This is a genomic window from Roseovarius indicus (genome assembly GCF_008728195.1).
Lineage (GTDB): Bacteria > Pseudomonadota > Alphaproteobacteria > Rhodobacterales > Rhodobacteraceae > Roseovarius > Roseovarius indicus.
The window spans coordinates 1,644,894-1,670,114 of the sequence record NZ_CP031598.1 but is presented as its reverse complement, the minus strand read 5'-3'; the positions used below and the strand labels follow the sequence as shown (position 1 = coordinate 1,670,114).

General features: G+C 61.4%; 18 protein-coding genes and 1 pseudogene. 9 read left to right on the top strand and 10 right to left on the bottom strand.

Going from position 1 to position 25,221, the window contains the following annotated elements:
* Window positions 1-14: 14 nt before the first annotated feature.
* The 3 genes from RIdsm_RS07655 to ftsH form a co-directional block, all read right to left on the bottom strand.
* Complete coding sequence (locus tag RIdsm_RS07655; protein WP_057815064.1) at window positions 15-2,738, bottom strand: cation-transporting P-type ATPase; 2,724 nt, start codon at window positions 2,736-2,738, stop codon at window positions 15-17.
* Between the two features lie 164 nt (window positions 2,739-2,902).
* Complete coding sequence (locus RIdsm_RS07650) at window positions 2,903-3,337, bottom strand: hypothetical protein (protein WP_057815062.1); 435 nt, start codon at window positions 3,335-3,337, stop codon at window positions 2,903-2,905.
* A gap of 202 nt (window positions 3,338-3,539) precedes the next feature.
* Window positions 3,540-5,420, bottom strand: coding sequence for an ATP-dependent zinc metalloprotease FtsH (gene ftsH, locus RIdsm_RS07645; RefSeq protein ID WP_082647340.1), 1,881 nt, complete (start codon window positions 5,418-5,420; stop codon window positions 3,540-3,542).
* A 295-nt stretch (window positions 5,421-5,715) separates the two neighbouring features.
* Here ftsH and RIdsm_RS07640 point away from each other — a divergent pair.
* The 5 genes and pseudogenes from RIdsm_RS07640 to RIdsm_RS07620 all read left to right on the top strand — a co-directional run.
* Window positions 5,716-5,826, top strand: a pseudogene (locus tag RIdsm_RS07640) (transposase); the annotation flags it as partial.
* A gap of 129 nt (window positions 5,827-5,955) precedes the next feature.
* Window positions 5,956-6,462: a MarR family winged helix-turn-helix transcriptional regulator gene (locus tag RIdsm_RS07635; RefSeq protein ID WP_082647339.1), complete on the top strand. Its 507-nt coding sequence runs from the start codon at window positions 5,956-5,958 to the stop codon at window positions 6,460-6,462.
* Between the two features lie 81 nt (window positions 6,463-6,543).
* Window positions 6,544-7,608, top strand: a complete 1,065-nt coding sequence (locus tag RIdsm_RS07630) for an HlyD family secretion protein (RefSeq protein WP_057815058.1) — start codon at window positions 6,544-6,546, stop codon at window positions 7,606-7,608.
* On the top strand, window positions 7,605-10,340 hold the full coding sequence (gene rbbA / locus RIdsm_RS07625) for a ribosome-associated ATPase/putative transporter RbbA (RefSeq protein ID WP_057815056.1): 2,736 nt from the start codon (window positions 7,605-7,607) through the stop codon (window positions 10,338-10,340). The genes RIdsm_RS07630 and rbbA overlap by 4 nt, the downstream gene beginning before the upstream one ends.
* A 1-nt stretch (window position 10,341) precedes the next feature.
* Window positions 10,342-11,454 (top strand): ABC transporter permease, encoded by a 1,113-nt coding sequence (locus RIdsm_RS07620; RefSeq protein ID WP_057815054.1) that lies wholly within the window; start codon window positions 10,342-10,344, stop codon window positions 11,452-11,454.
* 485 nt (window positions 11,455-11,939) lie between these two features.
* Here RIdsm_RS07620 and RIdsm_RS07615 read toward each other — a convergent pair whose 3' ends face one another.
* Window positions 11,940-12,602: a helix-turn-helix transcriptional regulator gene (locus RIdsm_RS07615; RefSeq protein ID WP_236553211.1), complete on the bottom strand. Its 663-nt coding sequence runs from the start codon at window positions 12,600-12,602 to the stop codon at window positions 11,940-11,942.
* A 105-nt stretch (window positions 12,603-12,707) separates the two neighbouring features.
* Between RIdsm_RS07615 and RIdsm_RS07610 the strand changes: the two genes are divergently transcribed.
* The 4 genes from RIdsm_RS07610 to RIdsm_RS07595 all read left to right on the top strand — a co-directional run bounded on the left by RIdsm_RS07610 (window position 12,708) and on the right by RIdsm_RS07595 (window position 18,370).
* Window positions 12,708-13,310 (top strand): superoxide dismutase, encoded by a 603-nt coding sequence (locus RIdsm_RS07610; protein ID WP_057815050.1) that lies wholly within the window; start codon window positions 12,708-12,710, stop codon window positions 13,308-13,310.
* A 205-nt stretch (window positions 13,311-13,515) separates the two neighbouring features.
* The gene (locus tag RIdsm_RS07605) at window positions 13,516-13,887 is read left to right on the top strand and encodes a DoxX family protein (RefSeq protein WP_057815048.1); all 372 of its coding nucleotides are present in this window, start codon (window positions 13,516-13,518) and stop codon (window positions 13,885-13,887) included.
* 181 nt (window positions 13,888-14,068) lie between these two features.
* The gene (locus tag RIdsm_RS07600) at window positions 14,069-15,232 is read left to right on the top strand and encodes an efflux RND transporter periplasmic adaptor subunit (RefSeq protein ID WP_236553210.1); all 1,164 of its coding nucleotides are present in this window, start codon (window positions 14,069-14,071) and stop codon (window positions 15,230-15,232) included.
* A 6-nt stretch (window positions 15,233-15,238) separates the two neighbouring features.
* Entirely contained in the window at window positions 15,239-18,370 is a 3,132-nt protein-coding gene (locus tag RIdsm_RS07595; RefSeq protein WP_057815044.1) for a multidrug efflux RND transporter permease subunit, read from the top strand.
* Between the two features lie 376 nt (window positions 18,371-18,746).
* On the opposite strand, the gene RIdsm_RS07590 is transcribed toward RIdsm_RS07595, so the two are convergent.
* The 6 genes from RIdsm_RS07590 to RIdsm_RS07565 are packed head-to-tail and all read right to left on the bottom strand — an operon-like array spanning window position 18,747 to window position 25,214.
* Window positions 18,747-19,664, bottom strand: a complete 918-nt coding sequence (locus tag RIdsm_RS07590) for an SMP-30/gluconolactonase/LRE family protein (protein WP_057815042.1) — start codon at window positions 19,662-19,664, stop codon at window positions 18,747-18,749.
* 10 nt (window positions 19,665-19,674) lie between these two features.
* The gene (locus tag RIdsm_RS07585; RefSeq protein WP_236553209.1) at window positions 19,675-21,231 is read right to left on the bottom strand and encodes an aldehyde dehydrogenase family protein; all 1,557 of its coding nucleotides are present in this window, start codon (window positions 21,229-21,231) and stop codon (window positions 19,675-19,677) included.
* Window positions 21,218-22,702 carry an aldehyde dehydrogenase gene (locus RIdsm_RS07580; RefSeq protein ID WP_236553208.1) on the bottom strand — a complete coding sequence of 495 codons (1,485 nt, stop codon included), beginning with the start codon at window positions 22,700-22,702 and terminating at the stop codon, window positions 21,218-21,220. The genes RIdsm_RS07585 and RIdsm_RS07580 overlap by 14 nt, the downstream gene beginning before the upstream one ends.
* Window positions 22,702-23,079, bottom strand: a complete 378-nt coding sequence (locus RIdsm_RS07575; RefSeq protein ID WP_057815038.1) for a carboxymuconolactone decarboxylase family protein — start codon at window positions 23,077-23,079, stop codon at window positions 22,702-22,704. The genes RIdsm_RS07580 and RIdsm_RS07575 overlap by 1 nt, the downstream gene beginning before the upstream one ends.
* A gap of 49 nt (window positions 23,080-23,128) precedes the next feature.
* Window positions 23,129-23,548, bottom strand: a complete 420-nt coding sequence (locus RIdsm_RS07570; RefSeq protein WP_057815036.1) for a hypothetical protein — start codon at window positions 23,546-23,548, stop codon at window positions 23,129-23,131.
* Between the two features lies 1 nt (window position 23,549).
* Entirely contained in the window at window positions 23,550-25,214 is a 1,665-nt protein-coding gene (locus RIdsm_RS07565) for a GMC family oxidoreductase (protein WP_057815034.1), read from the bottom strand.
* Window positions 25,215-25,221: the final 7 nt, after the last annotated feature.

Sequence of the window (25,221 nt, the reverse complement as noted above, 5' to 3'; positions counted from 1 at the left end):
CCAATTTTCCAGACCTACGATCGGGCCTGAGCATCACGTGTTCGGGATTTGCCCGGTTCCGGGCTCCGTAATGCGAGACGCATTTGCTTTTCTGTTTCGATCAGGGCAAAGAACAAGATGCCGATGGCCAAAATCAGCAACCCGTCAAAGACCGAAACGGCCTGCGTGCCAAAGACCGATTGCAGGGGCGGCAGATAGGTGATGGCCCCCTGCGCCGCCACAACTGTCACGACACAGGCCCATATCACCTTAGTGCCCCGGGCCGCCTTCCATGTCAGTGACGTCCCGTGGATGTTGCGAACGAAGAATAGGTGGAAAAGCTCAAGCACGATCAGTGTGTTCATGGCGATTGTCTGGGCCAGCACGAGGGGATACCCCCGATCGAGCGCATAGAAGAACACGCCAAAGCCTGCCGCCAGGAACAGCGCTGACACCAGCACGATATGCCAAACCAGCCCGCCGGAAAGCAACGGTGCCGAACGCTGGCGAGGCTGTCTGCGCATGGTGCCGGGCTCGGACGGCTCAAAGGCAAGCGCAAGCCCCAGTGTGGCTGCCGTGACAAGATTGATCCAAAGGATCTGAACCGCGGTGACTGGCAGGGCCAGCCCGGCAAAGAGTGCCACGATGATCGTCGCCGCCTCACCGAAACTCGTCGGCAACGTCCAGCTGATGACCTTCTTGATATTGTCGAAGACCGTGCGTCCCTCGCGCACGGCGGCGACGATCGAGGCGAAATTGTCATCGGCCAGAACCAGGTCGGCGGCCTCTCTCGCCGCCTCGCTGCCCTTCCGGCCCATCGCTATACCAGCATCGGCGCGTTTCAGCGCGGGCGCGTCGTTGACCCCGTCTCCGGTCATTGCCACGGTCAGTCCGCGCGATTGCAGCGCATTCACCAGTCGAAGCTTGTGCGCCGGGGACGTGCGGGCAAAGACATCAACCTCTGCGACTGCCGCGGAAAGCGCGGTCTCGTCCATCGCCTCAAGGTCCGCACCGGTCAGCACCTCTTCGCAGTGCTTCAACCCGATGACGGCCGCGATGGCGCGCGCGGTTGCCGCGTGGTCGCCCGTGATCATCTTCACGTCGATGCCGGCGGCATGACATTCGGCAACGGCGTCGATCGCTTCCGGGCGCGGCGGATCAATCAGGCCGATCAGGCCGATCAGGGTCAGCCTCCCGTCCAGGTCCGAGGCGTTCAGGATCGTCTGGGACTGCCGGACCGGGCGGTTGGCAACGGCGATCACCCGCTGCCCTTCGGCGGCGAGGTGTTCCACCATCCCGTGCCAATAGGCGGCATCGATCGGCGCAGCCTCCCCATCCGACCCGCGCTGTGTCGCGCACATGTCGAGCACAGCCTCGGGGGCTCCTTTCACATGGATTGCCGCATGCCCCTCGTGGTCATGGTGCAGCACGGCCATGTAGCGATGCGCCGCGTCGAACGGGATCGTGTCGGTTCGTGACCAGAGGGCCGAAGGCGTTTCGGTGTCGCCGGCGATTTTGCCGGCAAGGGCGAGCAGCGCGCCTTCCATAGGGTCGCCCTCTGCATGCCACTCGCCTTCGGCTCTGCGCAAAGTCGCGTCGTTGCACAGGGCCGCGGCATTTGCGAATTCCGACAGGATCGCATTTTCCGGCTCGGGCACACTCGCGCCGCGCCGGCGCAACTCGCCCTCGGGGGCATAGCCGTCGCCTTCAACCACGTAGTGATGCTCGGAAGAAATCAGGCTGGCCGCCATCATCTCGTTGCGGGTAAGCGTACCGGTCTTGTCAGTGCAGATCACCGAGACCGCGCCGAGCGTCTCGATGGCGGGCAGGCGTCGAACGATGGCGTTCCGCCGCGCCATCGCCTGAACCCCCACGGCCAGCGTAATCGTAAGTACGGCCGGTAGCCCTTCGGGGATCGCGGCAACAGACAGCCCGACCACGGCCATGAACAGTTCCGCGAACGGCATGTGTCCGACAAAGTAGCCATAGACCAACAGACTTGCCGCAACGAGCAGGATGAAGAGCGTAAGCCAGCGGGCAAAGACATCCATCTGCCGCAGAAGCGGCGTGGTCAGCGTCTGGACACCGGTCAGCATGTCGCTGATCTGGCCGATCTCGGTCGCAGGTCCGGTGGCCACCACGACGCCGCGCGCCGCCCCCGAAACGACGAGTGTGCCGCTGAACAGCATCGACGTCTTGTCGCCCAGCGCCACCTCTTTCCCGACCGGGTCGATGCCCTTGTCCACGGAAACGGACTCACCGGTCAGAATAGCTTCCTCGGCCTTGAGACCCCGGGCCTCGATCAGCCGCAGGTCTGCCGGAACGCGACTGCCCGCATCTATCAGGACGATGTCGCCGGGAACGAGATCGGCCGCGTCTACCGATCTGCGGTGCCCGTTCCGCAAGACTGTGGCGTGTGGAGCCAGCATGTCCCGAATGGCTTCCATTGCCCGCTCGGCGCGGCCCTCCTGAAGGAAACCGATCACGGCATTCACAAGGACTACGGCCATGATGACGCCGGTATCGACCCAGTGCTGCAGGGCCGCCGTCACGATTGCGGAGCCGATCAGCACGTAGATCAACACATTGTGGAAGTGGGCGAGGAACCTCAGCACCGTGCTGCGTTTTTTCGGCTCCGGCGACCGGTTCGGGCCGTATATGTTCAGCCGGCGCGTGGCTTCCTCGGAACTCAGCCCATCTGGCGTCGACGCAACTAGTTCCAAAGCATCCGCTGCATCCAAGGCATGAACCACGGGCATCCGGTCAGATCCGGGTGTCTCGCCTTGCGTTTCGGGGACTGGATCGGTTTCCGCCATTGCGGAGTCGGATTCCTTTGGTCAGGGGGAAAGACCAGGGTTTCGCCAGGTCTCGGGGCATGCCGGCACCAGGCCCGACCGCGCTTAACCTGTCGGGCCCGAACGCTTTAAACCGGGATGTCGTCCTTCATCCGCTTGGCCGGTGTCATGGATTTCGCCACGCTCTTCATACCTTCTTCGCCGGCTTCCATCTCGGCATTGTTCAGGTAGCCGGCGCATCTGGTCCAGAGCCCCAGCCATTCCCGGTAGTCCTGCGCGACGCGTTCCATGGAATGCGTTTGCCACCTGGTCACGGCCTTCATCGCCCCGGCCGGGTCTGAAATGCCACATTGCCCGATCTCCATTGCGGCTTCGAGCGCCGTTCGCGTAGCCGTGTGGCGGCGCTCGAACCAGTTCCTGGCGAAAGTTTCGCCATCCGTAAGGATATCCTCCTGCGCCTCCCAGAAATGCGCGATCTGGGGGCCGACCAGCGAGTATGTTCCGAAGATACCCGCAGGCCAACTGATCTTGGTCACCGAAGGGGTTGAGGTTGCCTTTGCCATGTCACTTTTCCTGTCGCAGAGTTTCGAATCATTCTCGCCGGGCACCATGCTTTGCGCTGAAACGACAGACGTCATTAACATGCGTAAAAACCTGTGCCCGGCTGACATTCCACCATGTATGAACCCCAAAGTATGTCGCTCTTCGTCACATGGCATGGACAGGCGCTAACGCGATTTTCCGGCCAGTCCGACCGTTCGTCGGCTAAGCCTTCTCGCGCGCGCCTGCCTTCCTCTTGCCGGGAGAGAGACATGCCTCGATCGCATCGAATTCCAGCACCTCGCGCTCTTCGAGTTCCCGCACCAGGGCAAGAAGCCTGTCCCTGTGCCCTTCGATGATCCGGGTGGCTTCGGCCTCGGACGCCTTCAGAAGATCAATCACTGCGGCATCGACGCGTGCGGCCGTGTCGTCGGCATGTTCGCGGGGCCGGGCAATGGACTGGCCGAGGAAGGGATGATCCTCGCTCTGGCGCAGGTCGACCGGGCCGAGCTCTTCGGTCATGCCCCAACGCGCGACCATCGAGCGGGCCATTTCCGTTGCGCGCTTGATGTCATCGTCAGCGCCAGAGCTGACATTGCCGATCAGGGCTTTCTCCGCCGCCCGCCCGGCGAGCAGGATGGCCAGCTGCGCTCGAAGATAGTCTTCCGGCAGGGTGTGATGCTCTTCCGTACTGAGCATATGCGTACCGCCAAGAGCCCTGCCCCGCGGGATGATGGTGACCTTGTGGAGCGGGTCCGCTCCGGGTGTGTAATAGGCGACTGCCGTGTGGCCGGCCTCGTGTACGGCAAGCCGGTGGCGTTCTTCGGGTTGTATGGCCAGTGTCCGGACGGTTCCCATCATCACCTTGTCGCGCGCGTCCTGCAGATCCGAGCCAGTGATCTTGTCGTCGCTGCGCCGGGCCGCGTTGATTGCGGCCTCATTCAGCAGGTTCTTCAGGTCGGCGCCGGAAAAGCCCGGGGTGCCAGCTGCGATTGTGTCGAGATCGCCGGTTTCGGACAGTGGCAGCTTTCGCGCATGGATACCCAAAATCGCGCGTCTCGCAGCCTTGTCCGGCAGGCTAAGCATCACATGCCGGTCGAACCGCCCCGGCCGCAGCAGCGCCGGGTCGAGCACGTCGGGTCGGTTGGTGGCGGCCAGAACGACCACGGCCTCCTTGCCATCGAAGCCGTCGAGCTCGGCCAGGATCTGGTTCAGTGTCTGCTCGCGCTCGTCGTGTCCACCACCGAGGCCCGTGCCGCGTGTGCGCCCGATGCTGTCGAGCTCATCGATGAAGATCACCGCCGGGGCCGCCTTGCGGGCCGCTTCGAACATCTTCCGCACGCGACCGGCACCGACGCCGACGAAGACCTCGATGAACTCCGATCCGGAGGTCGAGAAGAACGGCACATCGGCCTCCCCTGCCAGCGCCCTGGCCAGAAGCGTCTTGCCGGTGCCGGGCGGGCCCATCAGCAACACGCCATGCGGCACTTCCGCGCCGACCTTCTCGAACCGCTCGGGCTCGCGCAGGAATTCCACCAGCTCGGCCACCTCCTTTTTCGCCTGGTCCTGTCCCGCGACGTCGGCGAAGGTGATGCCCGTCTTTTTTTCTGCGGGTTTCGAGAACCGTCCGCTGAACAGCCCACCAAGCGCCCCGGACCCGTAGCCGCCGCCGAGCTGACCCGTAAGGCGCCGCTGCCACCACATATAGAATCCGATAATCAGGAGCCACGGCAGAAAATAGACCAAAACTGACGTACCCTGTGGCCTGCGGGCGGTGATCGTGACATTCCGATCCTCCAGAAGCGCCAGTAAGGCGGGATCGCCCTGTGCCGGGATCACGGCCCGATACCTTTCGGTCTCGTTCGGGCCGGCGCCGTCGCGCGTCACGATGACGTCATGCTCTTCGATGATGGCCGAAGTCGCCCTGCCCTCCCGGACCATCTGCTTGAGTTCGGAATAGGAGATGTCGGTCGTCGTGGCGCCATCAGAGAATATCGACCCAAGAACGAGAGTCGAAAGCACCGCGAACCAGAGAAACAGCGCCCACCGCGGCCCCCAGCCCGCTGGGTCTTTCGGCTTCCGTTGCCCATCATTGTCGCCCGACATCGCATTCCCGCCGTCACGTTTCAGCACTTGCCGGTTAAAACAATTATTCCATCGCTGTACCCACGTCCACACTGACGCAACTCCACGAGAACTGGTCGAATTCATTCAACGGCGTTCAAAGCTGAAGGCAGCAAACAAAATGCCCAAGTTCCGTGGAACCCACTCAAAAATTCTTTGGGCATGGAGACTACAGCCTACAAAACAACCAAAGCGAATTCTCTCCCCCTGGGAACTGGATCGTTCGAAGCAGGCGTTTTCGGCTAATCCTTCTTGGCTGGGAGAGTAGTGGAAACGCATGAAGGCATCGAAGTTCACGGAGGCGCAGAAGGCCTTCATCGTGAAGCAGCGCGAGCAAGGCACGCCGGTTGCGGAAACCTGCAGCACGGCCGGTATCAGCCAGGCCACCTTGCTCCAAGCTATATGACGACAGGCAGCCGGCCTGTCGAAGCAGCCGCGAGATGAAATCGAACCATTCTCATCAAATGCTAACAGAAACTTCCTTTACCAAGAAGTATCTTCACTATTAAGATAAAATATGAGCGATAAACAAAGCAGAAACAGTATTGTGCGCCGGGTGGGCAAAGCGCTTCTGCGCTTCATGCAGCAGATCGACGCCGTTAACGAGCAGAGCGCGCAGTCGAGCGACATGCACCAGACAGACTTTCGGGCGATCTGCCTGCTGGGCGGAAACAACGTCCCGATGAGCCCGAAAGAGATCGGGCATGCGCTTGGCCTGACATCGGGCGCGGTCTCAGCCCTGATCCTGAGGTTGGAGGCCGGGGGTATGGTGGTGCGAAAACCGAATCCGGAGGATCGGCGCGGCGTTCTGATTTCTCTGGACAAAGAGGCCGCTGCTCGTCCCTTGCAGGAATATGTCGCTCTTCACGCCTGTTACACACAGATCACGGATGAGTTCACCTCGACTGAACTGGAGGTGGTTGCACGGTATCTGGAAGCACTTCGACACGTGACCGCAACGCATCTGACTTTGGAACATGAAAAACTGGCGGGCCTGCGCCGCCGAGCCAAAGCTCTGGAATGAAGACGCACCTCTCTTCCCCAAGCGCATCACGGGGATGCGCAACAGAGATACCTCCAGGCCAATGCAGACATGAGGGCTATTATGAAACTGAAAGTGAAATGGCTGGCGCTCGGGATCGCTCTCGTCGGTTTCGCTGGCTGGGTGGCCTTCGAGCAATTGTCGTCGAATGGTTTCCCCGACGGCATAGTCATTGCCAACGGCCGGCTCGAAGCGGTGGATATCGACATCGCGGCCAAGACCGGCGGGCGGCTTGAAGACGTTTTCTTTTCGGAAGGCGATTTCGTTACGAAGGACGATGTTCTGGCTCGAATGGACACGACCGAGCTCATGGCTCTGCGGGCCGAGGCCGCCGCACAGCTACGCCGGGCCCAGATTTCCGTACAGACCGCGCAAAGTCTCGTTGAGCAGCGGCAGGCGGAATTCGAGGCCGCCCAGGCAAATGTTGCCTTGCACGATGCCGATCTCGATGCTGCCGCCACACGTTTGGAACGTTCCGAACGGCTCGCTCAGACCGACACCATTTCGCAGCAAACCCTCGATGACGATCGTGCCTCGGAACGTCGGGCGAGAGCCGTATTGGCTTCGGCACAGGCATCGCAGGCCGCGGCCAAGGTGGCCATCCGGTCTGCCGAGGCAATGATCGTGGATGCCCAGGCCGCGGTCGAAGCCGCACGGGCCTCAGTGACCCGGATTGAGGCCCAGATTGCCGATGCTACGCTCGTCGCGCCGCGTGATGGCCGGATACAATATCGCCTGGCCGAACCGGGTGAAGTTCTCGGCGCCGGCGGTAGGGTGATCAACATGATCGACGTCTCCAATGTCTACATGAACTTCTTTCTTCCGACCGAAGAGGCCGGCCGTATCGGCATTGGCACGGAGGTTCGGCTTGTGCTGGACGCCGCGCCGGAGATTGCCATTCCGGCCACGATCTCTTTCGTTTCTGATGTGGCGCAATTCACGCCGCGCACCGTGGAAACCGAACAGGAGCGGCTCAAACTGACCTTTCGCGTCCGGGCTCGGATCGACCCGGATCTTCTGCAAAAGTATATTACCCAGGTGAAAACCGGCTTGCCCGGCATGGCCTATGTCCGGCTAAATCCGGAGGTCGACTGGCCCGATTTCCTTCAGCAGACGCTGGCCGAATGACTTCCCGACCCGTCATCGCAGAAATCCGCGATGTAAGCCTCTCCTACCGAAGGGTGCAGGCGCTCGACGCCGTGTCCGTCGACATTCCCGCCGGCTGCATGGTCGGGTTGATCGGCCCCGACGGCGTGGGGAAATCCAGCCTTCTGGCCTTAATCTCCGGGGCACGCGCAATGCAGGCAGGAACGCTCAGGGTTCTTGGCGGCGACATGCGCTCCGCGCGCCATCGCCAGCAGGTCTGCCCCGGCATCGCCTATATGCCACAGGGTCTGGGACGGAACCTCTATGAGACGCTATCGGTGTTCGAGAACGTCGATTTCTTCGGGCGCCTTTTCAATCAAGGTCGTGCTGAGCGTGAAGCGCGTATCGCCGATCTCTTGGCCGCCACCGGGTTGGAGGCATTTCGTAACCGCCCGGCGGGCAAGCTGTCAGGCGGGATGAAGCAGAAGTTGGGCCTGTGCTGCGCGCTGATCCATGATCCGGATCTTCTGATTCTTGACGAGCCGACGACGGGGGTCGACCCCCTCTCCCGGCGTCAGTTCTGGGAACTGATCGACCGTTTTCGCGACGGCCGCCCCGGCATGAGCGTGGTGGTTGCGACCGCCTACATGGAGGAGGCAGCCCGCTTTGATTGGCTGATCGCGATGAATGCCGGGCGGGTTTTGGACAAGGGCGCGCCGGATGAGTTGATGGCGCGAACCGGCACGGACACGCTTGACGCCGCCTTCATCGCCCTGCTGCCGGAGGACGAGCGCAAAAGGCACCGAGAAGTTGTGATCCCGCCAATCCAGCACGAGAACAAGACCTACGCCATCGAAGCCGAAGGTCTGACCAAACAGTTCGGTGACTTCACAGCCGTCGACAGGGTCAGTTTCCGCATCCCCAAGGGCGAGATTTTCGGCTTTCTGGGATCCAATGGCTGCGGCAAGACCACAACCATGAAAATGCTCACGGGGCTTTTGGAAGCTACAGAGGGCAAAGCCAGATTATTCGGAAACCAGGTCGATCCGCATGATATCGCCGTCCGGCGTCGTGTGGGCTACATGAGCCAGGCCTTTTCGCTCTATGGCGAACTGACCGTCGCTCAGAACCTGGACCTGCACGCGCGCCTCTTCAAGATCCCACCTGCGGAGATTCGGCCACGCATGGAAGAGATACGCCTGCGGTTCGATCTCGCCGAGGTCATGGACAGCCGGCCCGACGCGCTCCCGCTGGGCCTGCGTCAACGACTGTCGCTTGCGGTGGCGATGATTCATGCGCCGGACATCCTGATCCTCGACGAGCCAACCTCCGGCGTCGACCCGGTGGCACGCGATGCGTTCTGGCAGATGCTCGCGGAGCTCTCGCGCAAAGACGGTGTCACGATCTTTGTCTCGACCCATTTCATGAATGAGGCGATGATGTGCGACCGCATCTCGCTGATGCATGCGGGCCGCGTGCTGATCTCCGACAGCCCGGCCGAGATCATGGCCTCCTCTGGCGCGGCGACGCTGGAAGAGGCATTCATCACGCATCTGGAAGAGGCCACCGGAGATACCGTCGCGGAAAAGACGCCTAAGCCCGCTCCAACCGATCCGCCCCCCGAAAAAACTGCCTCCGGCTCCGCCATCTTCGGGCTGCGCCGAATGCTGAGCTATGCGATGCGCGAGTCCATGGAGCTCCGTCGCGATCCGATCCGCGCCGCCCTGGCCATTTTCGGCTCGTTGCTCCTGATGCTGGTGATCGGTTTCGGCATCAACATGGACGTTGAGGATCTGCGCTTTGCGGTGCTCGATTACGATCAGTCCACGGTGAGCCGCGATTACATCGACCAGATTTCAGGGTCTCGCTACTTCATCGAACAGGATGCGATGACCGGCTATCCCGACATGGATCGGCGCATGCGGGCGGGTACGCTCGATTTGGCGATTGAGATACCACCCGATTTCGGCCGCGACGTCTTACGTGGCCGCGATGTCGAAATCGGCGGCTGGATCGACGGATCAAACCCCACACGCGCGGAAACTGTGATGGGGTATGTCCAGGGCATGCATCAAAGCTGGTTGATGTCCGGGATGCGAGAGGCTTACGGTCCGGCAGCAGTGGCCGGCGATTTCGGGTTAGAGCTGCGGTATCGCTACAACCCTGACATCAAGAGCATCGTTGCCATGGTTCCGGCCGTGATCCCGATCTTGCTACTGCTCATTCCCGCCATGCTGTCCACCCTGTCCGTGGTGCGGGAGCGTGAAATGGGATCTATCACCAATTTCTACGTCACACCTGCAACCCGGCTGGAATTCCTCTTGGGAAAACAGTTGCCCTATACCTTGGTCGCAATCGTCAATCTCGTCCTGCTCACCTGTCTAGCCGTGTTCCTGTTTCGGGTGCCGTTTAGCGGAGATCTTCTTTTCTACTCCTTGGCAGGCGTCCTCTATGTCTCCACTGCCACCGCCATGGGGCTGGTTATCTCGGCCTTCGTCAAAAGCCAGCTTGCAGCGATCTTTGCCACGGCAATGGCGACCATTCTGCCAGCCGTGCAGTTTTCCGGCATGATCACGCCCGTATCCTCGATGGACGGGATCAACGCACTGATTTCTAGCGCCTATCCGACGACCCACTTCATGACCATTTCGCGCGGCGCCTTCTCCAAGGCACTTGGGTTTTCCGAGCTGTCTTCCGCACTCTGGCCGCTGGCACTGGCGATACCCGTACTGATCGGCCTCGGCGCGCTGTTGATGCGCAAACAGGAGAGGTAGCATGGATCTGGGGAACATACTTCATCTTGGGATCAAGGAAATCCGCGGGCTGGCACGAGACCCGATCATGATGTTCCTGATCCTGTTCTCCTTCACCCTGCAAATCACCTCGTCGGCGAATTCGGCCAGCGAGACTCTGAACCGCGCGCCCATCGCCATCGTGAACGAGGACCAATCACCCCTCAGCCACCGCCTTGAGCAGGCGTTTCAGCCGCCATTCTTCACCGAGACAAGGCGCATCGGCTGGAATGAAATGGACCGCCGGATGGACGAAGGCCTCGATACCTTCGCCTTGGATATTCCGCCAGATTTCCAATCCGATCTTCTCGCCGGAAAACGCCCGGAGATTCAGCTCAACGTGGACGCCACCCAGATGGCACAGGCATTTTCCGGCGCCGGTTATGTTCAGTCCATCTTGTCGGCAGAGATTTCCGAATTCCTCGAAGGCCATCGCTCAGATCCGCGGCCGCCCGTCGATCTGCAGCTGCGTGCCCGGTTCAACCCCGAACTGAATGGAGGCTGGTTTCAGGCGGTGATGGGTGTTGCCAACAGCGTCACCCTGCTGGCACTGATCCTGGCCGGAGCGGCGCTGATCCGCGAGCGGGAACATGGCACCATTGAGCACCTTCTGGTCATGCCGGTCACCCCGCTCGAAATCATGATCAGCAAGCTCTGGTCAATGTCCCTCGTGGTTATCCTGGGCACACTGTTCGCACTCGTAGTGATGTGCAACATTGTGCTGGGCATCCCGCTTCAGGGTTCTCTGGCGCTCTTCATGCTGGGCACGGCGCTGCATCTCTTCGCAACTGCTGCTCTGGGGATTTTTCTCGCGACCTTCGCGCGCTCCATGCCCCAGTTTGGGATCATGATGATCCTTGTACTGCTCCCCTTACAGGTCCTTTCAGGGGCACAGACTCCGCGGGAGTCTATGCCCGACCTGGTTCAGAACATCATGCTGATTGCGCCCAACACCCACTACGTGATCCTCTCGCAAGCGGTCCTGTTTCGCGGCGCCAGTCTGGATGTCGTCTGGCCACAAATGATGTGGCTCACCGGGATCGCGGCGGTCTTCTTCGCCATATCCCTACGATCGTTCCGTGGGTTTCTGAACTGAGCCAATAGCAGGCCAAGCTATCGGTGATGTTCTCTATTTCGAACCTCAGCACCCGCTAAGGCATATTGTCATGCCTCATAGCCATGCCTGAGTTTCTCATCGAATCGCGGACAGCTCATGCCGTTTCGCTTCTTGTGCGCCTTTGCATTTTGTCCTCGCCAGAGTTGGCAGCAGGTCTCCGCTCGCCGTGACGATTGGCCATATGCGTGCCCTGCTACATGGCTGAATGTCCGCGCCCGTAGCAAATGACGGCTTTGCGCGCAGACTTTAGGACCGTCGCGAACGGCCCATATGCGACATTCAAATCTTGCGGCGAACTTTCGTTTTTGTCCAAAAACTTACCGAATAAACGTCAGTTGAAGTTTGATTGTGCAGCGGCAAGAGCTGTTTGGCGAAAGGCCCTAAGAAGCCTTTGATGCACGTCGAAGTCCGAAAACGGCATCTGGAATGCCGCGCGCAAAATCTCCAATTAGGTCATTCGCGCTTCAAGCTTTTGCACTATCGGGGTCGTCCGTGATCACGTAGGCGCACCGCCGTGCACCGGATACGATGTGTTCAACGCGCTCAACAGAGACGCCTCCCCCAAGGACATTTTCGAAAACCATTTTCTCCGCGCGGCAAAACCCCTGGCAGAAGGTGGCCGCCGCGCAGATTGGACAATGGTTTTCGACGAAGAGCATCCCTCCTTCTTCGCGCTCCTCGGATTGAGCCATATAGCCTTCCGCGGAACGAAGCTCGGCAAGCTTTTCCACGCGTTCCTTGAGAGAGCGGCAATCAACCATCGCCGCCCTGTAGATCGCCTGCGTCTCGGCTTCCCGCGCACCGATGATCCGCTCGAGCGCATCCTGTCCCAGAACGTCCGAGATGCTCCGCAGGATATCCACTGTCAGGGCCGCGTGGCTATTTGGAAAACGGTCCTGTCCCTTCTCGGTCAGGTGCCAGTACGTCGCCGGGCGCCCGCGCCCCTTGGCGCGCTGCTCTTCAGAAACCAGTCCATTTTCTGCAAGTTTCTGAAGATGTTGCCTGGCGCCCTCGCTGGTGATGCCGAGCCGCTCGCCAAGCTGTGTGGAGGTCAGCGCGCCCTGCATCTTCAATGTCATGAGAATGCGCTCGGACGGCGCACGCGGTGCCGCGTCATATTTTTCCAAGTTGTTTCTTGACATATTCCATCCGGTATTTTTACAAGCTCGTACTTGCTTAAATAGCGAGCCAACGAACGACTCGCAAGATTTTGGCCAGAATGGAGATCAACCATGGCATTCGAACTTCCCTCCCTGAATTTCGCCAAATCCGCGCTCGCAGATCGTGGCATGAGCCAGGAAACGCTGGAGCTGCATCATGACAAGCACCACCAGGCCTATGTCACGGCCCTGAACGGGTTCGTGGATAAGACCACCGACCTGCAAGGCAAGAGCCTGGAGGAGATCGTTTCGCTCTCCTATGCAAACCCAGATCTTGCGGGCGTCTTCAATCAGGCCGGCCAGCACTGGAATCACATTCATTTCTGGAACGCACTGTCGCCCGAAGGCGGACGCCTGCCAGGTAAACTGGAAACGAAGCTCGTGGAAGATTTCGGCTCCGTCGATCAGTTCAAGGAGGCGTTCAAGACCGCCGCCGTCGGACAGTTCGGATCGGGGTGGGCGTGGTTGATCCAGAAACCCGATGGTCGGCTTTCCGTCAGCAAGACACCCAACGGTGTGAACCCCCTCGCGACCGGCGAGGGCACGGCCTTGCTGGGCCTCGACGTGTGGGAGCACAGCTACTACGTCGATTTCCGCAACCGGCGGCCCGATTATGTTGCCAACTTCCTCGACAAGCTTGCGAATTACGAGTTCGCCGAGGCCAATCTCGCCTGACCGAGCGGTTCGGGCAGACCGTTTCTCCTGGTGCAGGCGGACGATCGTCCGCCTGTGGCTGGTTTTCGCGACGATTGGCGGAGGTTCACCGGTGCCCTCACTTTCGTGAAGGGCACACAACATCGACGGTGCTCCGCCTCGCCGCGCCCCTCTGAACCCGGCCGTGACCCGACCAAGTCCACTGCCGAAAGACAGGACCATTCCAATGAAAACTCTTCCTTGGCGCCATATCTATGCCGGCCTTCTCGCCGCTTTCTTTGTGATCGGCGGCACGCTCAACATTTTCGCCTCTGACGTGATCCTGGCGGATTACGAACGCTGGGGATATCCGGACTGGTTTCACTACGTCACCGGCGGGCTTGAATGGCTCACTGCGGTGCTGATCGCGTCGCCCACGGCACGGCAATTCGGCAACCTGCTTGGCTGCGGGGTGATGGCCGCAGCGGCGGCGACGGTGCTACTGCACGGTGAAACCGGCCACGCAGTGCCCCCCTTGACCGTATTCGTCCTCGTCGTTCTCAACGGCTGGATCACGAAACGCGCCACCGCCAGGACGGGCTTCCGGCCCGACATGTGACCCGCAAAGAGAACCGCAGGCCAGCCAGCCCGCCCCTCGCGACCTTCCCGGCCGCCACGAAATCGGATTCTGAAAAATGCCCGTTCCCACCAGCGCAAACCACGCTGCTCCCGCCGCCCCGAGGCCCCGATCTTCCGTCCGAACAGGCCGTCAGATGACTACGCTTGCCGCCCCCGTGTTGATGGCCCTTTCAACCGCGCTGTCCGCCCTGTCGGCCTCTGCCCAGGACCGCCCGCCAAGCCCCGTCGGCGTCGTGGTTGCCGAACCGGAGGAATTGGCCGTCAGCTCCGAACTGCCGGGGCGCATCGTTGCCACACGTGTCGCCGAGGTGCGCGCCCGCGTTGGAGGGATCATCGAATCCCGCGCATATGAGCAAGGCAGCAATGTCGAAAAGGGCGATGTGCTGTTCCGGCTCGACCGGGCACGCTATGAGATTGCCGTCGAGGCCGCAAACGCCGCACTGGAACGCGCCAAGGCGGTTCTGGCAGACGCGCGCCAGACCGAAAGCCGCTACGCCTCCCTGAAGCAGAGGAACGTCACCAGCGAAGCCGCCTACGAGAATGCCGAGGCGGAGCTTCTGCAGGCCAGGGCCGGCGTGGCGGAAGCCCGCGCCCAGTTGCGCGCGGCGGAAGTGGATCTCGGATACACCGAAATCCGGGCGCCGATCTCCGGCCGTGCCGGCCGCGCCCTCATCACCGAGGGGGCGCTGGTTACCGCACAAGGCGAGGCCGTAACCACCATTCAGCAGCTCGACACGGTCTATGCCGACATGCAGCAGCCCGTTTCGGAACTCCTGCGATTGCGGCGCGCCCTCGACTCGGGCGCTCTCACACAGGTTGAACCGGGCGCCGCCCAGGTGAAACTCTATCTCGACGACGGCTCGCTCTACCCTTATCCCGGCAAGCTGCTCTTCGCGGAGTCTTCGGTCGAGCGGTCCAGCGGACAGGTCACACTACGAGCCGAGGTCCCGAACCCCGACGGCCTTCTCCTTCCGGGCATGTATGTCCGCGTCGCCGTGGAACAGGCCCGCGAGCAGGGCGCGCTGCTGGTCCCTCGCCAGGCCATACGCCGCGACGCGTCAGGCGCGGCAAGCGTTTTCGTCGTCGACGAGGCGGGAACGGCCCAGCCCCGAATGGTCACGCCAGGCCGAAGCATCGGCAACGCTACGACAATTGAAAAAGGCCTGTCGGGCGGGGAAATGGTCATCGTCGACGGTTTCCAGAAAATCGGCCCCGGCGCCCCTGTTGGCCCCGTCTGTTGGACGGATCCGGCCGAGCCCGACACCGCAGCACCCGATGTCTGCGCCAGGCGTCTCGACGACCTGTCCCGCCCGGACGCGGAGTAACCTCCAGTGGCAAAGTTCTTCATCGACAACCCGGTGCTGGCGTGGGTCATCGCCATTTTCATCACGCTCGCCGGGGTGCTTTCGCTTCCGTCGCTGCCGGTTTCGCAATATCCCGACGTGGCCCCGCCACAGGTCACGATCTCGACCCGTTTTGCCGGCGCAGCGCCGGAAGACCTGTATCAGCAGGTGACCCAACCCATCGAGGAAGAACTCAACGGCATCTCGGGCATGCTCTACTTCGAGTCCACGTCAGACGCGACCGGCTCTGTCACCATCACCGTGACATTCGCCTCCGGAACCAACGTCTCGCAGGCCGTGGTCGACACCCAAAACCGGCTCAGGCGGGTCGAATCCTCATTGCCGGCACAGGTGCAGCAGGAGGGCCTGACGGTCGAGGAAGCCGGATCTAGCTACCTTATGTTCGTCTCGCTTTTCGCAAGCGAGGAGTCGGGCTTCGGGTCGATCGCCCTGGCTGATTACGCCACCCGCAACGTGCTCAACGAAATCCGCCGCGTGCCGGGCGTCGGGAAGGCTCAGCTTTTCTCTGCCGAACGCGCCATGCGCATCTGGATCGATCCGGCCAAGCTAGTGGGTCTCGACCTGTCTGTCACCGATATCACTGCTGCCATCTCGGAACAGAACGCACAGGTCTCGGCGGGCTCCATCGGCGCTCAACCGGCCCCCGCGGGCCAGCAGACGCAGGCCACGCTCCTTGTGACAGGCCAGCTGACCACGCCAGAAGCCTTCGAAACCATCGTCCTGCGCGCCCGCGAGGACGGCTCGCTCGTCCGGCTGTCCGATGTCGCCGAGGTAGAGCTCGACGCCGAATACTACTCGTTCAAATCCTATCTGAACGGCGAGGACGCCGCGCAGATCGGCATTCAGCTTTCACCCACCGGCAACGCCCTCGACACCGCAGAGGGGGTGCGCACAAAACTCGAAGAACTCGGGTCCAGCTTTCCGGAAGGCGTTGAATACTCCATTCCCTACGACACGACGCCCTTCGTTTCCGCATCCATTGAAAAGGTGGTCCACACCCTGCTCGAAGCCGTCGCGCTGGTGTTCCTGGTGATGATGATCTTCCTCCAGAACCTGCGCTACACCGTCATCCCGATGCTGGTGGTACCGATCGCGCTTGCCGGAACGCTGGCGGTGATGCTCGGCGCAGGCTTCTCGATCAACGTGCTCACCATGTTCGCCATGGTGCTCGCCATCGGCATTCTTGTCGATGATGCGATCGTCGTGGTCGAGAATGTCGAACGCATCATGTCGGAAGAGGGCCTGTCTCCGCGCGAGGCATCGAAGAAGGCGATGAGCCAGATTTCGGGCGCGATTGTCGGGATTACGCTGGCCCTCATGGCGGTCTTCGTGCCCCTGGCCTTCTTCCCGGGCTCGGTCGGTATCATTTACCAGCAATTCTCGCTCACGATGGTCGTCTCGATCTTCTTCTCGGCCTATCTTGCGCTTTCGCTTACACCGGCCCTCTGCGCCACCTTTCTCAAGCCCATTCCGCCAGGACACAGCCATGAAAAACGCGGGCCCGCCGGCTGGTTCAACCGTGGCTTCGACCGCACGTCCAAAGGTTATTCCGGCCTGGTGGGCTGGCTGATCCGCCGTTCGGGGCGCATGATGCTGGTCTACCTGGCGCTTGTGATCGGGCTGGGATGGTTCTACGCCCGGGTGCCCGCAGGCTTCCTGCCGCAGGAGGATCAGGGCTACCTGATCGTCAGCATGCAGGGCCCACCGGAGGCGACCTCCTTCCGGATGCGCGAAGTGACCAAGGCGGTCGAGGGCATCGCCCTTTCGACCGAGGGTGTCTCGGACATCGTGACCGTTCAGGGTTTCTCGTTCTCGGGGCAGGGTCCGAACTCGGCCATCAGCTTTGTGACGCTTGACGACTGGTCGGAACGCAAGGCGCCCGGGCTTGCCGCCGGCGCCCTCGCCGGCCAGCTTTCGGGTCAGCTCTTCGGCATCCGCGATGCAATCGCCTTCGCGATTTCCCCGCCCCCCATTGCCGGGCTCGGCACCGGCAATGGCTTTGCCTTTCGCCTGCAGGACCGTGGCAACAACGGGAACGCGGCGCTGCAGGAAGCAGCCGGTCAAATCATGGCAGGCGGCCGGGAAAGTCCAGTGCTCGGGCAGATGTATATCGAGGGGCTGACACCCGGCCCGCAGATCAACCTCGAGATCGACCGCGAGAAGGCCAACGCCTTCGGCGTCACGTTCGGAGAGATCAACCGGACGATTTCGGTCGCGCTTGGCTCGGGCTACGTGAACGACTTCCCCAATGCGGGAAAGATGCAAAGCGTCATCGTGCAGGCCAAGCCGGAGGCCCGGGCCAGCCTCGAGGAGGTCATGAAGCTCAACGTCCGCAACATGCAGGGCGGCATGGTGCCGCTGTCGTCCTTCGCGACGGCCGACTGGGGCTACGGACCGGTGCAGATCGTGGGCTACAACGGCTACCCCTCCATCCGCATCAACGGCGAGGCGGCATCGGGGTTCTCCTCGGGCGAAGCGCTGAGCGAGATGCAACGGCTCGCCGCCGAACTGCCATCGGGTTTTACCTATGAATGGACCGGCCAGTCGCTCCAGGAGATCGAAAGCGGCAGCCAGGCCCCGATCCTGATCGGCCTCTCGGTTCTATTCGTCTTCCTGTGCCTTGCCGGGCTTTACGGTAGCTGGTCGATCCCATTATCGGTCATGTTGATCGTGCCGATGGGCGCCGTCGGCACGGTCGCGGCGGTCACGACCCTGGGGCTGGCCAATGACGTGTTCTTTACCGTGGGCCTCATCACGATTGTCGGTCTGTCCGCAAAGAACGCGATCCTGATCGTCGAGGTCACCAAAGATCTCATCACCGAAGGGCAAGGACTGCTCGAAGCCACGGTCGAAGCCTGCCGCCTCCGGTTCCGCCCGATCCTGATGACCTCTCTGGCCTTCACCATGGGCGTCGTACCCATGGCGATCGCCACCGGGCCATCTGCGGCCAGCCAGAACGCCATCGGCGCCTATGTCGTGGGTGGAATGATCTCCGCAACCTTGCTCGGCGTGATCTTTGCCCCGGTCTTCTTCGTATTCGTGATGAAGCTCACGGGCACGCACAAGAAATTGGCCGGAAAGACGGAACTGCACATTTGAGATAGTGATCGCAGGCAGATCGAGACGCCTGGGCATTTGCTTGATTTGCGCGCTTCGCCTAGAAAAAGAGATCGTTGAATGAGGTGTGTCGAACATCTGCATTCCGCCCTGTCTGTCTTACCGTCGAGAACTGCCGTAGCGGCCCTTCGCTGCGTGCGCCACCGGGGTCCGGTATGGGTGAGAGCTTCGACGAGCTCACCCCGCAAAAGTGATACCGAGGGTCGGAAGAGGACCAGACATTGAACAGCGCCAGCGTATTAGCGCGGACACCAAGGGGAGAAGGTCAGTGGGGAGCGAACAAGGACGCACGTACCCCGTGTCAATCCTGTTCAAGAGCGCCGAACTGAAAGGACCGAACCCAACCGGCCGTGCCGATCTAATTCAGCGCAGAGGCATACCTAACACCCGTCGTGTTGAGAAAGACCGAGTAGATACCGGTCGTGGCAGTAATGAACAGACGATTGTAGCGCGCCCCGCCAAAGCAGAGGTTCGCAACAACTTCAGGTACCTTGATTTTTCCGATGAGCTCCCCGTTGGGTGTCAGGCAATGCACGCCATCCCAGGCGCTGACCCATAGATGCCCTTCCACGTCTACCCGCAGCCCGTCGGGAATTCCCGGAGAGATTTCCGCCAGAACACGCGAGGCGCCCAGCTTGTCACCCTCCACGTCAAAGGCGCGCAGATGATGCGGCGCGCTACGGTCGGTCAGCCAACCGCTGTCGGCGATGTAAAGCGTGCTTTCATCCGGTGAAAAGGCCAGGCCGTTCGGCATATCCATGTTATCGACAACGACCGTAAGCTCACCGGTCGCCGGGTCGAGCCGGAAAACATGACATCCCGATTGCTCTTGCGCCGCCTTGCGGCCGACATAGTCAGATATGATTCCGTAGTTGGGATCGGTAAACCAGACGGAGCCATCGGATTTAACCACCACGTCGTTCGGCGAATTCAATCGTCCGTCTGCGTGCCGGTCCGCCAGGACGGTTACCGTCCCATCCATTTCCTTACGCAGAACCCGGCGGCCACCTTGTTCACAGGTGACCAAGCGTCCCTGCCGATCTCGGGTCGAGCCGTTCGGGTTCTCCATTCCCCCGCGAAAAAGCGAAACAGCGCCGGTCTCTTCTTCCCATTTCAGCATCCGGTCATTCGGTATGTCGCTCCAGACCAGGCAGCGCAGGTCACCGAACCAGACCGGCCCTTCGGCCCAGCGGTTCTCGCCGTGCAGTTTCTCGAGAAAGGCTACCGGGTCGATCAACCGCGCGAAACGCGGATCGAGGATTTCGAAACAGTCCATCTTGACCTCCCTATGACGGCAGCCGGATGGCGACCGTCTTGGTTTCTGAATAAAGCTCCAACGCCTGAGCCCCGAGATCACGACCCCATCCCGACTGCTTGAAGCCGCCGAACGGCATAGTCGCGTCGTTGAAATTGTGGGTGTTGACCCAGACCGTTCCAGCCTTGATCCTCGCGGCCAAACGGTGTGCACGTCCGAGATCGTTGGTCCAGATTGCGGCGGCCAGCCCGTATTGCGTGTCATTCGCCGCCTTGGCCAACGTGTCGAGGTCATCATCATCGAACGGCACGGCACAAACCACCGGGCCAAACAGTTCTTCACGCATGACAGACATGTCCGGCGTCACATCCGTGATAACGGTCGGCTCGATGAAGTACCCTTCGCGATCGGCCGCGCGCCCGCCGCAGATCATCTCTGCCCCGTCGGCGCGGCCTTCGTCCAGAAGCCTCAGAATGCGGGCCTGCTGATGGTCGGAAACGACCGGGCCGAGTTGTGTATCGGGATCGATTCCGGCCCCGATACGCATGGCGCCGCCCGCCTCGGCAACGCCCTCGACCACCCGGTCGAATACGTCCCGATGCGCGAACAGCCTGGTCCCTGCCCCACAGCTCTGCCCGGCATTGAAGAACGATCCAAAGGCAGCGCCTTCGATGGCCGTCTCCAGATCGGCATCCTTCAGGATGATGGTCGGGGCCTTTCCACCCAGTTCGAGGCTGACCTTCTTGAGGTTCCCGAGCGCAGCCGTCGCGATCGCGCGGCCAGTCACCGTTGATCCAGTGAAGGCCACCTTCTCGATCCCCGGGTGCCCCGAGATCGCGGCGCCGGCTTCGGCGCCATATCCCGTCACCACGTTGAGCACACCTTCGGGCAGACCGGCTTCAAGGGCCAGTTCCGCCAGCCTGAGAGCCCCCATGGGCGTCGCCTCCGCGGGCTTCAGGACGATGGTGCAGCCACATGCCAGTGCCGGTGCCACTTTCCAAGCCAGCATCGCCAGGGGAAAATTCCACGGAATGATCTGTCCGACCACGCCGATCGGCTCACGACGCGTGTAGCTGTGCCACTCGCCGGGCGCGCTGACGGTCATTGTCTCGCCGTTCAGCTTGGTGGCCCAGCCCGCATAATAGCGAAAGACATCGGCAGTAAAGGGAACCTCTCCATTCAGGCTGTCGCCGATCGGCTTGCCGTTCTCCAGCGTGTTGATCGTCGCCAGTTCTTCGGCATGGTCGAGAAGACTTTCGGCCAACCGCCAGATCAAGCGCGACCTGTCGGAAGGGGTCATGCGCCCCCACGGCCCGTCGAGGGCTTTCCGGGCCGCAGCGACGGCGAGATCGACATCCGCTTGGCCCCCGGCAGGAACCCGGCCAAGGCAAGAACCATTGGAGGGGTCGAGCACATCGAGCGTTTGCCCCGAAGCTGCCGAGCGACGGTCCGCACCGATCACAAGCCCATGCTCTCGGCGCAAGAATTCCCGGGCGGCATCCGGATGTTCGGATGCCGCAGCAACATGACTAGTCATTTGATCTTCCTCTCTTCGCGTCTTCTCTGCCTGCGCCTCAGCGCTGGACAAAGGGCGCCGGGATCGAATTTTCCATGTCGATCCAGACGGACTTTTCCTGAAGGTATTCCCTAATGGCGGTCTGGCCGTTCTCCCGGCCGATGCCCGATTGCTTCACCCCACCGAAGGGTGATAGCGGGCTGGTCGCGCGATACATATTCACCCAGACCGTGCCAGCTTCCAAACGTTCGGGCAGCCGCATTGCCCGGCCGATATCCTGAGTCCAGAGCCCTGCCGCGAGACCGTAAATGCTGTCATTGGCGATCGACACCGCCTCTTCTTCGTCCTCGAACGGGATGACAGACAAGACAGGACCAAACACTTCCTCTTGCGCGATCCGCATATCCTGGCGAACGTCGCCAAAGATAGTCGGCTCGACGAACCAGCCGTCCCCATCGGGCGCCTCGCCCCCCAGCATGCAACGCGCGCCCTCGCCCTTCGCGATATTGATATAGTCCATCACCTTGGCGCGCTGTGGCTGGGTCGTGATCGGTCCGACCTGGGTCTCGGGGTCCAACGGATCGCCCATTTGTGCTGAGCGCGCGAAGTCCACCAATCTCTCGAGCACCTCGTCATAGACCGAACGCTGCACAAGGGCACGTGACCCGGCGATGCACGTCTGCCCGGACGCCGCGAAAATGCCGGATACCAGCCCGGGAATAGCGGCTTCCATCTTGGCATCCTCGAAAACAATATTGGCGGACTTGCCCCCTAGTTCGAGCGTCACCTTTTTGAGGTTGTCCGCTGCTCCGCCGTAGACCTTGCGACCGGAGGCATCGCCGCCGGTGAAGGCAACCTTGGCAACCTTCGGATGCGTCACCAGGGCTTCACCCATTTCCTGCCCCAGGCCAGTGACTATGTTGACGACGCCGGGCGGGAACCCCGCCTTTTCGAACAACCTGCCAAACGCCAGGGCAGAGACCGAGGAAAACTCCGACGGCTTCCAGACGACGGTGCATCCCGCGGCAAGCGCCGGCGCCAATTTCCAGGACGCAAGCATCAGGGGCGAGTTCCACGGGGTGATCGCTGCCACGACACCCACCGGTTCCTCGCGGGTGTAGTTCATCACCCCCGGCTTATCGATCGGGATGACCCGGCCTTCGACCTTGTCTGCAAGACCGCCAAAATAGCGATACCATTGCGGCATGTAATTGAGCTGCATGCGCATTTCGGCAATCAGCTTGCCGTTGTCCCGCGTCTCCAGTTCGGCGAGACGCTCGGCCTCATCCGCCAATAGATCGGCAAAGCGGTTCAACAACAGCCCGCGTTTCGACGCGGTCATCGACCTCCACTCTCCTCGGAAAGCTGTGTCGGCTGCCTCCACCGCACTCTCGACATCTTCCGCGCCGGCCCGCGGCAGACGTGCCCAGACCTCACCGGTGAAAGGATCATGGCTGTCGAAATATTCGCCGGAATGGGCGCCGGTCCAGCGCCCACCGATTAGCATTTCATATGTCTCTACGGAAACCTGATCGCGTGGCATTATTCGTCCAGCTCTGCCAGCGCTTCCTTTGCGGTCCGGAAACTGTCGACGCCTGCCGGCACACCGGCATAGATCACGACCTGCAGCAGAACCTCACGGATTTCCTCCTTGGTCACGCCGTTGCGGATCGCGCCTTTCACGTGCATCGTCAGTTCGTGCTTGCGGTTCAGGGAGGCGAGCATCCCGATGTTCAACATCGAGCGTGTCTTCTTGTCGAGCGTATCGCGGCCCCAGACGGCACCCCAACAGTATTCCGTCACCAGTTCCTGAAGCGGCAGGTTGAAGTCATCTGCCGCCTCGATCGACTTCTCTACGAATTCGGCGCCAAGCACCGACTTGCGAATTTCCAGGCCTTTATCGAAGGTTGCCTTGTCCATGGTCTTTTCCTTTCCGTATGGGGATTTGCGATAGGTTGTTTGGGGCGCCTCAGTCGGCGAGCTCCGGTGTGGGTTTGTAGATCGGTCCGCGCGCGATGACCCTCGCCAGCGAGCCGTCAGTCAGGTAGCCCTGCGTCGCCTTCGAGTCGTAGGACACGCTTTCCTGGCCCGGATATCCGATCAGCTCGCGAACCTTCGGGTTCATGTAGTAGGTGCACACCGCGACGGAGCTGATCGCTTCGAAGGCTTCGGGGTCCTTCTGCACGATCCTGTCGAGATAGGCTGTCGCCCCCTCTTGCAGGTCTGTGGCAAGTGCCCGCGAAAAGCCCTCCTTGAGGTCTGTGCGAAAATCCAGCGCGGCCAGCGTTTCGTCGAAGGTACAGACCTGTGAGAAGGCCGGCATGCTATCATGGGCCGGGATCAGGTCGTCGGCCAATGCCATGAATGTCGTCGATTGCTCTTGAGTCATGTCAGGCCACCTTCTGATTTCTACGTTCCGCGATCAGCCGGCGCGTGTTGCGAAGCGCGACCGCCATGATGGTTGCGGTCGGATTGGTCGCACCCGACGTCGGGAAGGTCGACGCGTCCATGACGTAGAGGTTCGGCACGTCATGCGCCGCCCCCCACTGATCAACGACCGAGGTTTTTGGGTCCGCGCCCATGACCGTCGTTCCGATCAGGTGCCATCCGCTTTCGCGAACCGGCGTGCTCACCAGCGTCTCGATCGCTCCCGCGGCCTTTACGCTTTCCAGGCACCGGTCGATGTTGAACTGAAGCAGACGGTTCGAATTCTCGTTGACCTGATAGCGTATCTGCGGCGCCGGAAGCCCGTCGCTGTCGGTCAGATCGGAGGAGAGAACGACCTGGTTGCTTTCCTCGGGAAGATCCTCGCCGACGATCCCCCAGATGAGCGAATGGCCGAAGCGGCGCGCCACGTTCTCGTGAAGGTTACTCCCCCAAAAATCGCGATAATCGCCCTCTTCCGAGACATAAACCTTTGACCCGATGGCCCCGGAGACGCCCACCGGGCCGCCCGAGGGCATGCAGTTCCACTTCGATCCGCGCACGAAACCTCGGCTCTCGTCCGTTTCGTAGAATTCGAGCGAATAGATCTGCTGGCCGAACGGTCCGCGCCAGCTGTCGAGCGGGTCCGGAAAGGACGCCAGGATCGACGCGAAGGGGTGCATCATCAGGCGCTTGCCCACGAGGCCGGACGAGTTTGCAAGCCCGTCTTCGCCACCGGACATCAGGAGCAGGCGCGGTGTGCCCACCCCGTTGGCGCAAAGGATGACGACTTTCGCCCTTTGACGTCTCTGACGCCCGTTCGCGTCAAAGTAGACAACCCCGGTCGCCAGGCCTTCCTCGTTCGTTTCGATCTCCGAGACGCGTGCATTGGTGATCAGCATGGCCCCTGCCTTGAGAGCCATCGGCCAATGCGACCGGTCGGTCGTCGATTTCGCCCCCTCGGGGCATCCCGTCAGGCAGGTGCCACGCCGCACACACGGGTTCAGTTGACCATGCTGCTCCGACGGGATCGCGTTGGAACCGGGCCACCAGTGCCACCCCATCTTTTCCTGACCTTCGATCCCCTTGTAGCCAACGCTGCCCATCGGCAATGCCGGAAACGGGTATGGTCCCCGTGGCGGATAGGCCGGATCGCCCGACAGCCCGGAAACGCCGACTTGGCGTTCGATCTCAAGCTGGTAGGGCAGCAGATCCTCGTAGGACATCGGCCAGTCATCGGCGACACCGTCGAGGCTCCGCACGCGGAAATCCGAAGGCAGAAAATGCATCCACTGGGCCCCGTATAGGTTGGCGCTACCACCGACCCCTGCGTACATCAGCGGATTGATATCCGTGGTAGAGGTATCAACCGGGTAGTCGCTCGGGCTGTCCCTTACGTTCGGGTTCGGGTGCCACAGCTTGGTCGAGACCAGCTCGTGTTCAGGGCGTGCGCCGGTGTATTCTGCATATTCCGGCCAGTCGCCCTGCTCCATGACGACCACCGACATGCCAGCCTTGGCCAGCTCCAGCGCAGCGACCGATCCGGACGGCCCTGCCCCGACGATCAGGACATCGACCTCCTCATCGCGACGTGGCCGGCGGGGTTTCGTCTTGAGTTGCGAAACGGACATGTGTTTC

Excerpts from the sequence above, each read along its gene's own strand:
- RIdsm_RS07655 (WP_057815064.1), bottom strand. The coding sequence starts at position 2,738 with ATGCCCGTGGTTCATGCCTTGGATGCAGCGGATGCTTTGGAACTAGTT.
- RIdsm_RS07650 (WP_057815062.1), bottom strand. The coding sequence starts at position 3,337 with ATGGCAAAGGCAACCTCAACCCCTTCGGTGACCAAGATCAGTTGGCCT.
- ftsH (WP_082647340.1), bottom strand. The coding sequence starts at position 5,420 with ATGTCGGGCGACAATGATGGGCAACGGAAGCCGAAAGACCCAGCGGGC.
- RIdsm_RS07635 (WP_082647339.1), top strand. The coding sequence starts at position 5,956 with ATGAGCGATAAACAAAGCAGAAACAGTATTGTGCGCCGGGTGGGCAAA.
- RIdsm_RS07630 (WP_057815058.1), top strand. The coding sequence starts at position 6,544 with ATGAAACTGAAAGTGAAATGGCTGGCGCTCGGGATCGCTCTCGTCGGT.
- rbbA (WP_057815056.1), top strand. The coding sequence starts at position 7,605 with ATGACTTCCCGACCCGTCATCGCAGAAATCCGCGATGTAAGCCTCTCC.
- RIdsm_RS07620 (WP_057815054.1), top strand. The coding sequence starts at position 10,342 with ATGGATCTGGGGAACATACTTCATCTTGGGATCAAGGAAATCCGCGGG.
- RIdsm_RS07610 (WP_057815050.1), top strand. The coding sequence starts at position 12,708 with ATGGCATTCGAACTTCCCTCCCTGAATTTCGCCAAATCCGCGCTCGCA.
- RIdsm_RS07605 (WP_057815048.1), top strand. The coding sequence starts at position 13,516 with ATGAAAACTCTTCCTTGGCGCCATATCTATGCCGGCCTTCTCGCCGCT.
- RIdsm_RS07600 (WP_236553210.1), top strand. The coding sequence starts at position 14,069 with ATGGCCCTTTCAACCGCGCTGTCCGCCCTGTCGGCCTCTGCCCAGGAC.
- RIdsm_RS07590 (WP_057815042.1), bottom strand. The coding sequence starts at position 19,664 with ATGGACTGTTTCGAAATCCTCGATCCGCGTTTCGCGCGGTTGATCGAC.
- RIdsm_RS07580 (WP_236553208.1), bottom strand. The coding sequence starts at position 22,702 with ATGCCACGCGATCAGGTTTCCGTAGAGACATATGAAATGCTAATCGGT.
- RIdsm_RS07575 (WP_057815038.1), bottom strand. The coding sequence starts at position 23,079 with ATGGACAAGGCAACCTTCGATAAAGGCCTGGAAATTCGCAAGTCGGTG.
- RIdsm_RS07570 (WP_057815036.1), bottom strand. The coding sequence starts at position 23,548 with ATGACTCAAGAGCAATCGACGACATTCATGGCATTGGCCGACGACCTG.
- RIdsm_RS07565 (WP_057815034.1), bottom strand. The coding sequence starts at position 25,214 with ATGTCCGTTTCGCAACTCAAGACGAAACCCCGCCGGCCACGTCGCGAT.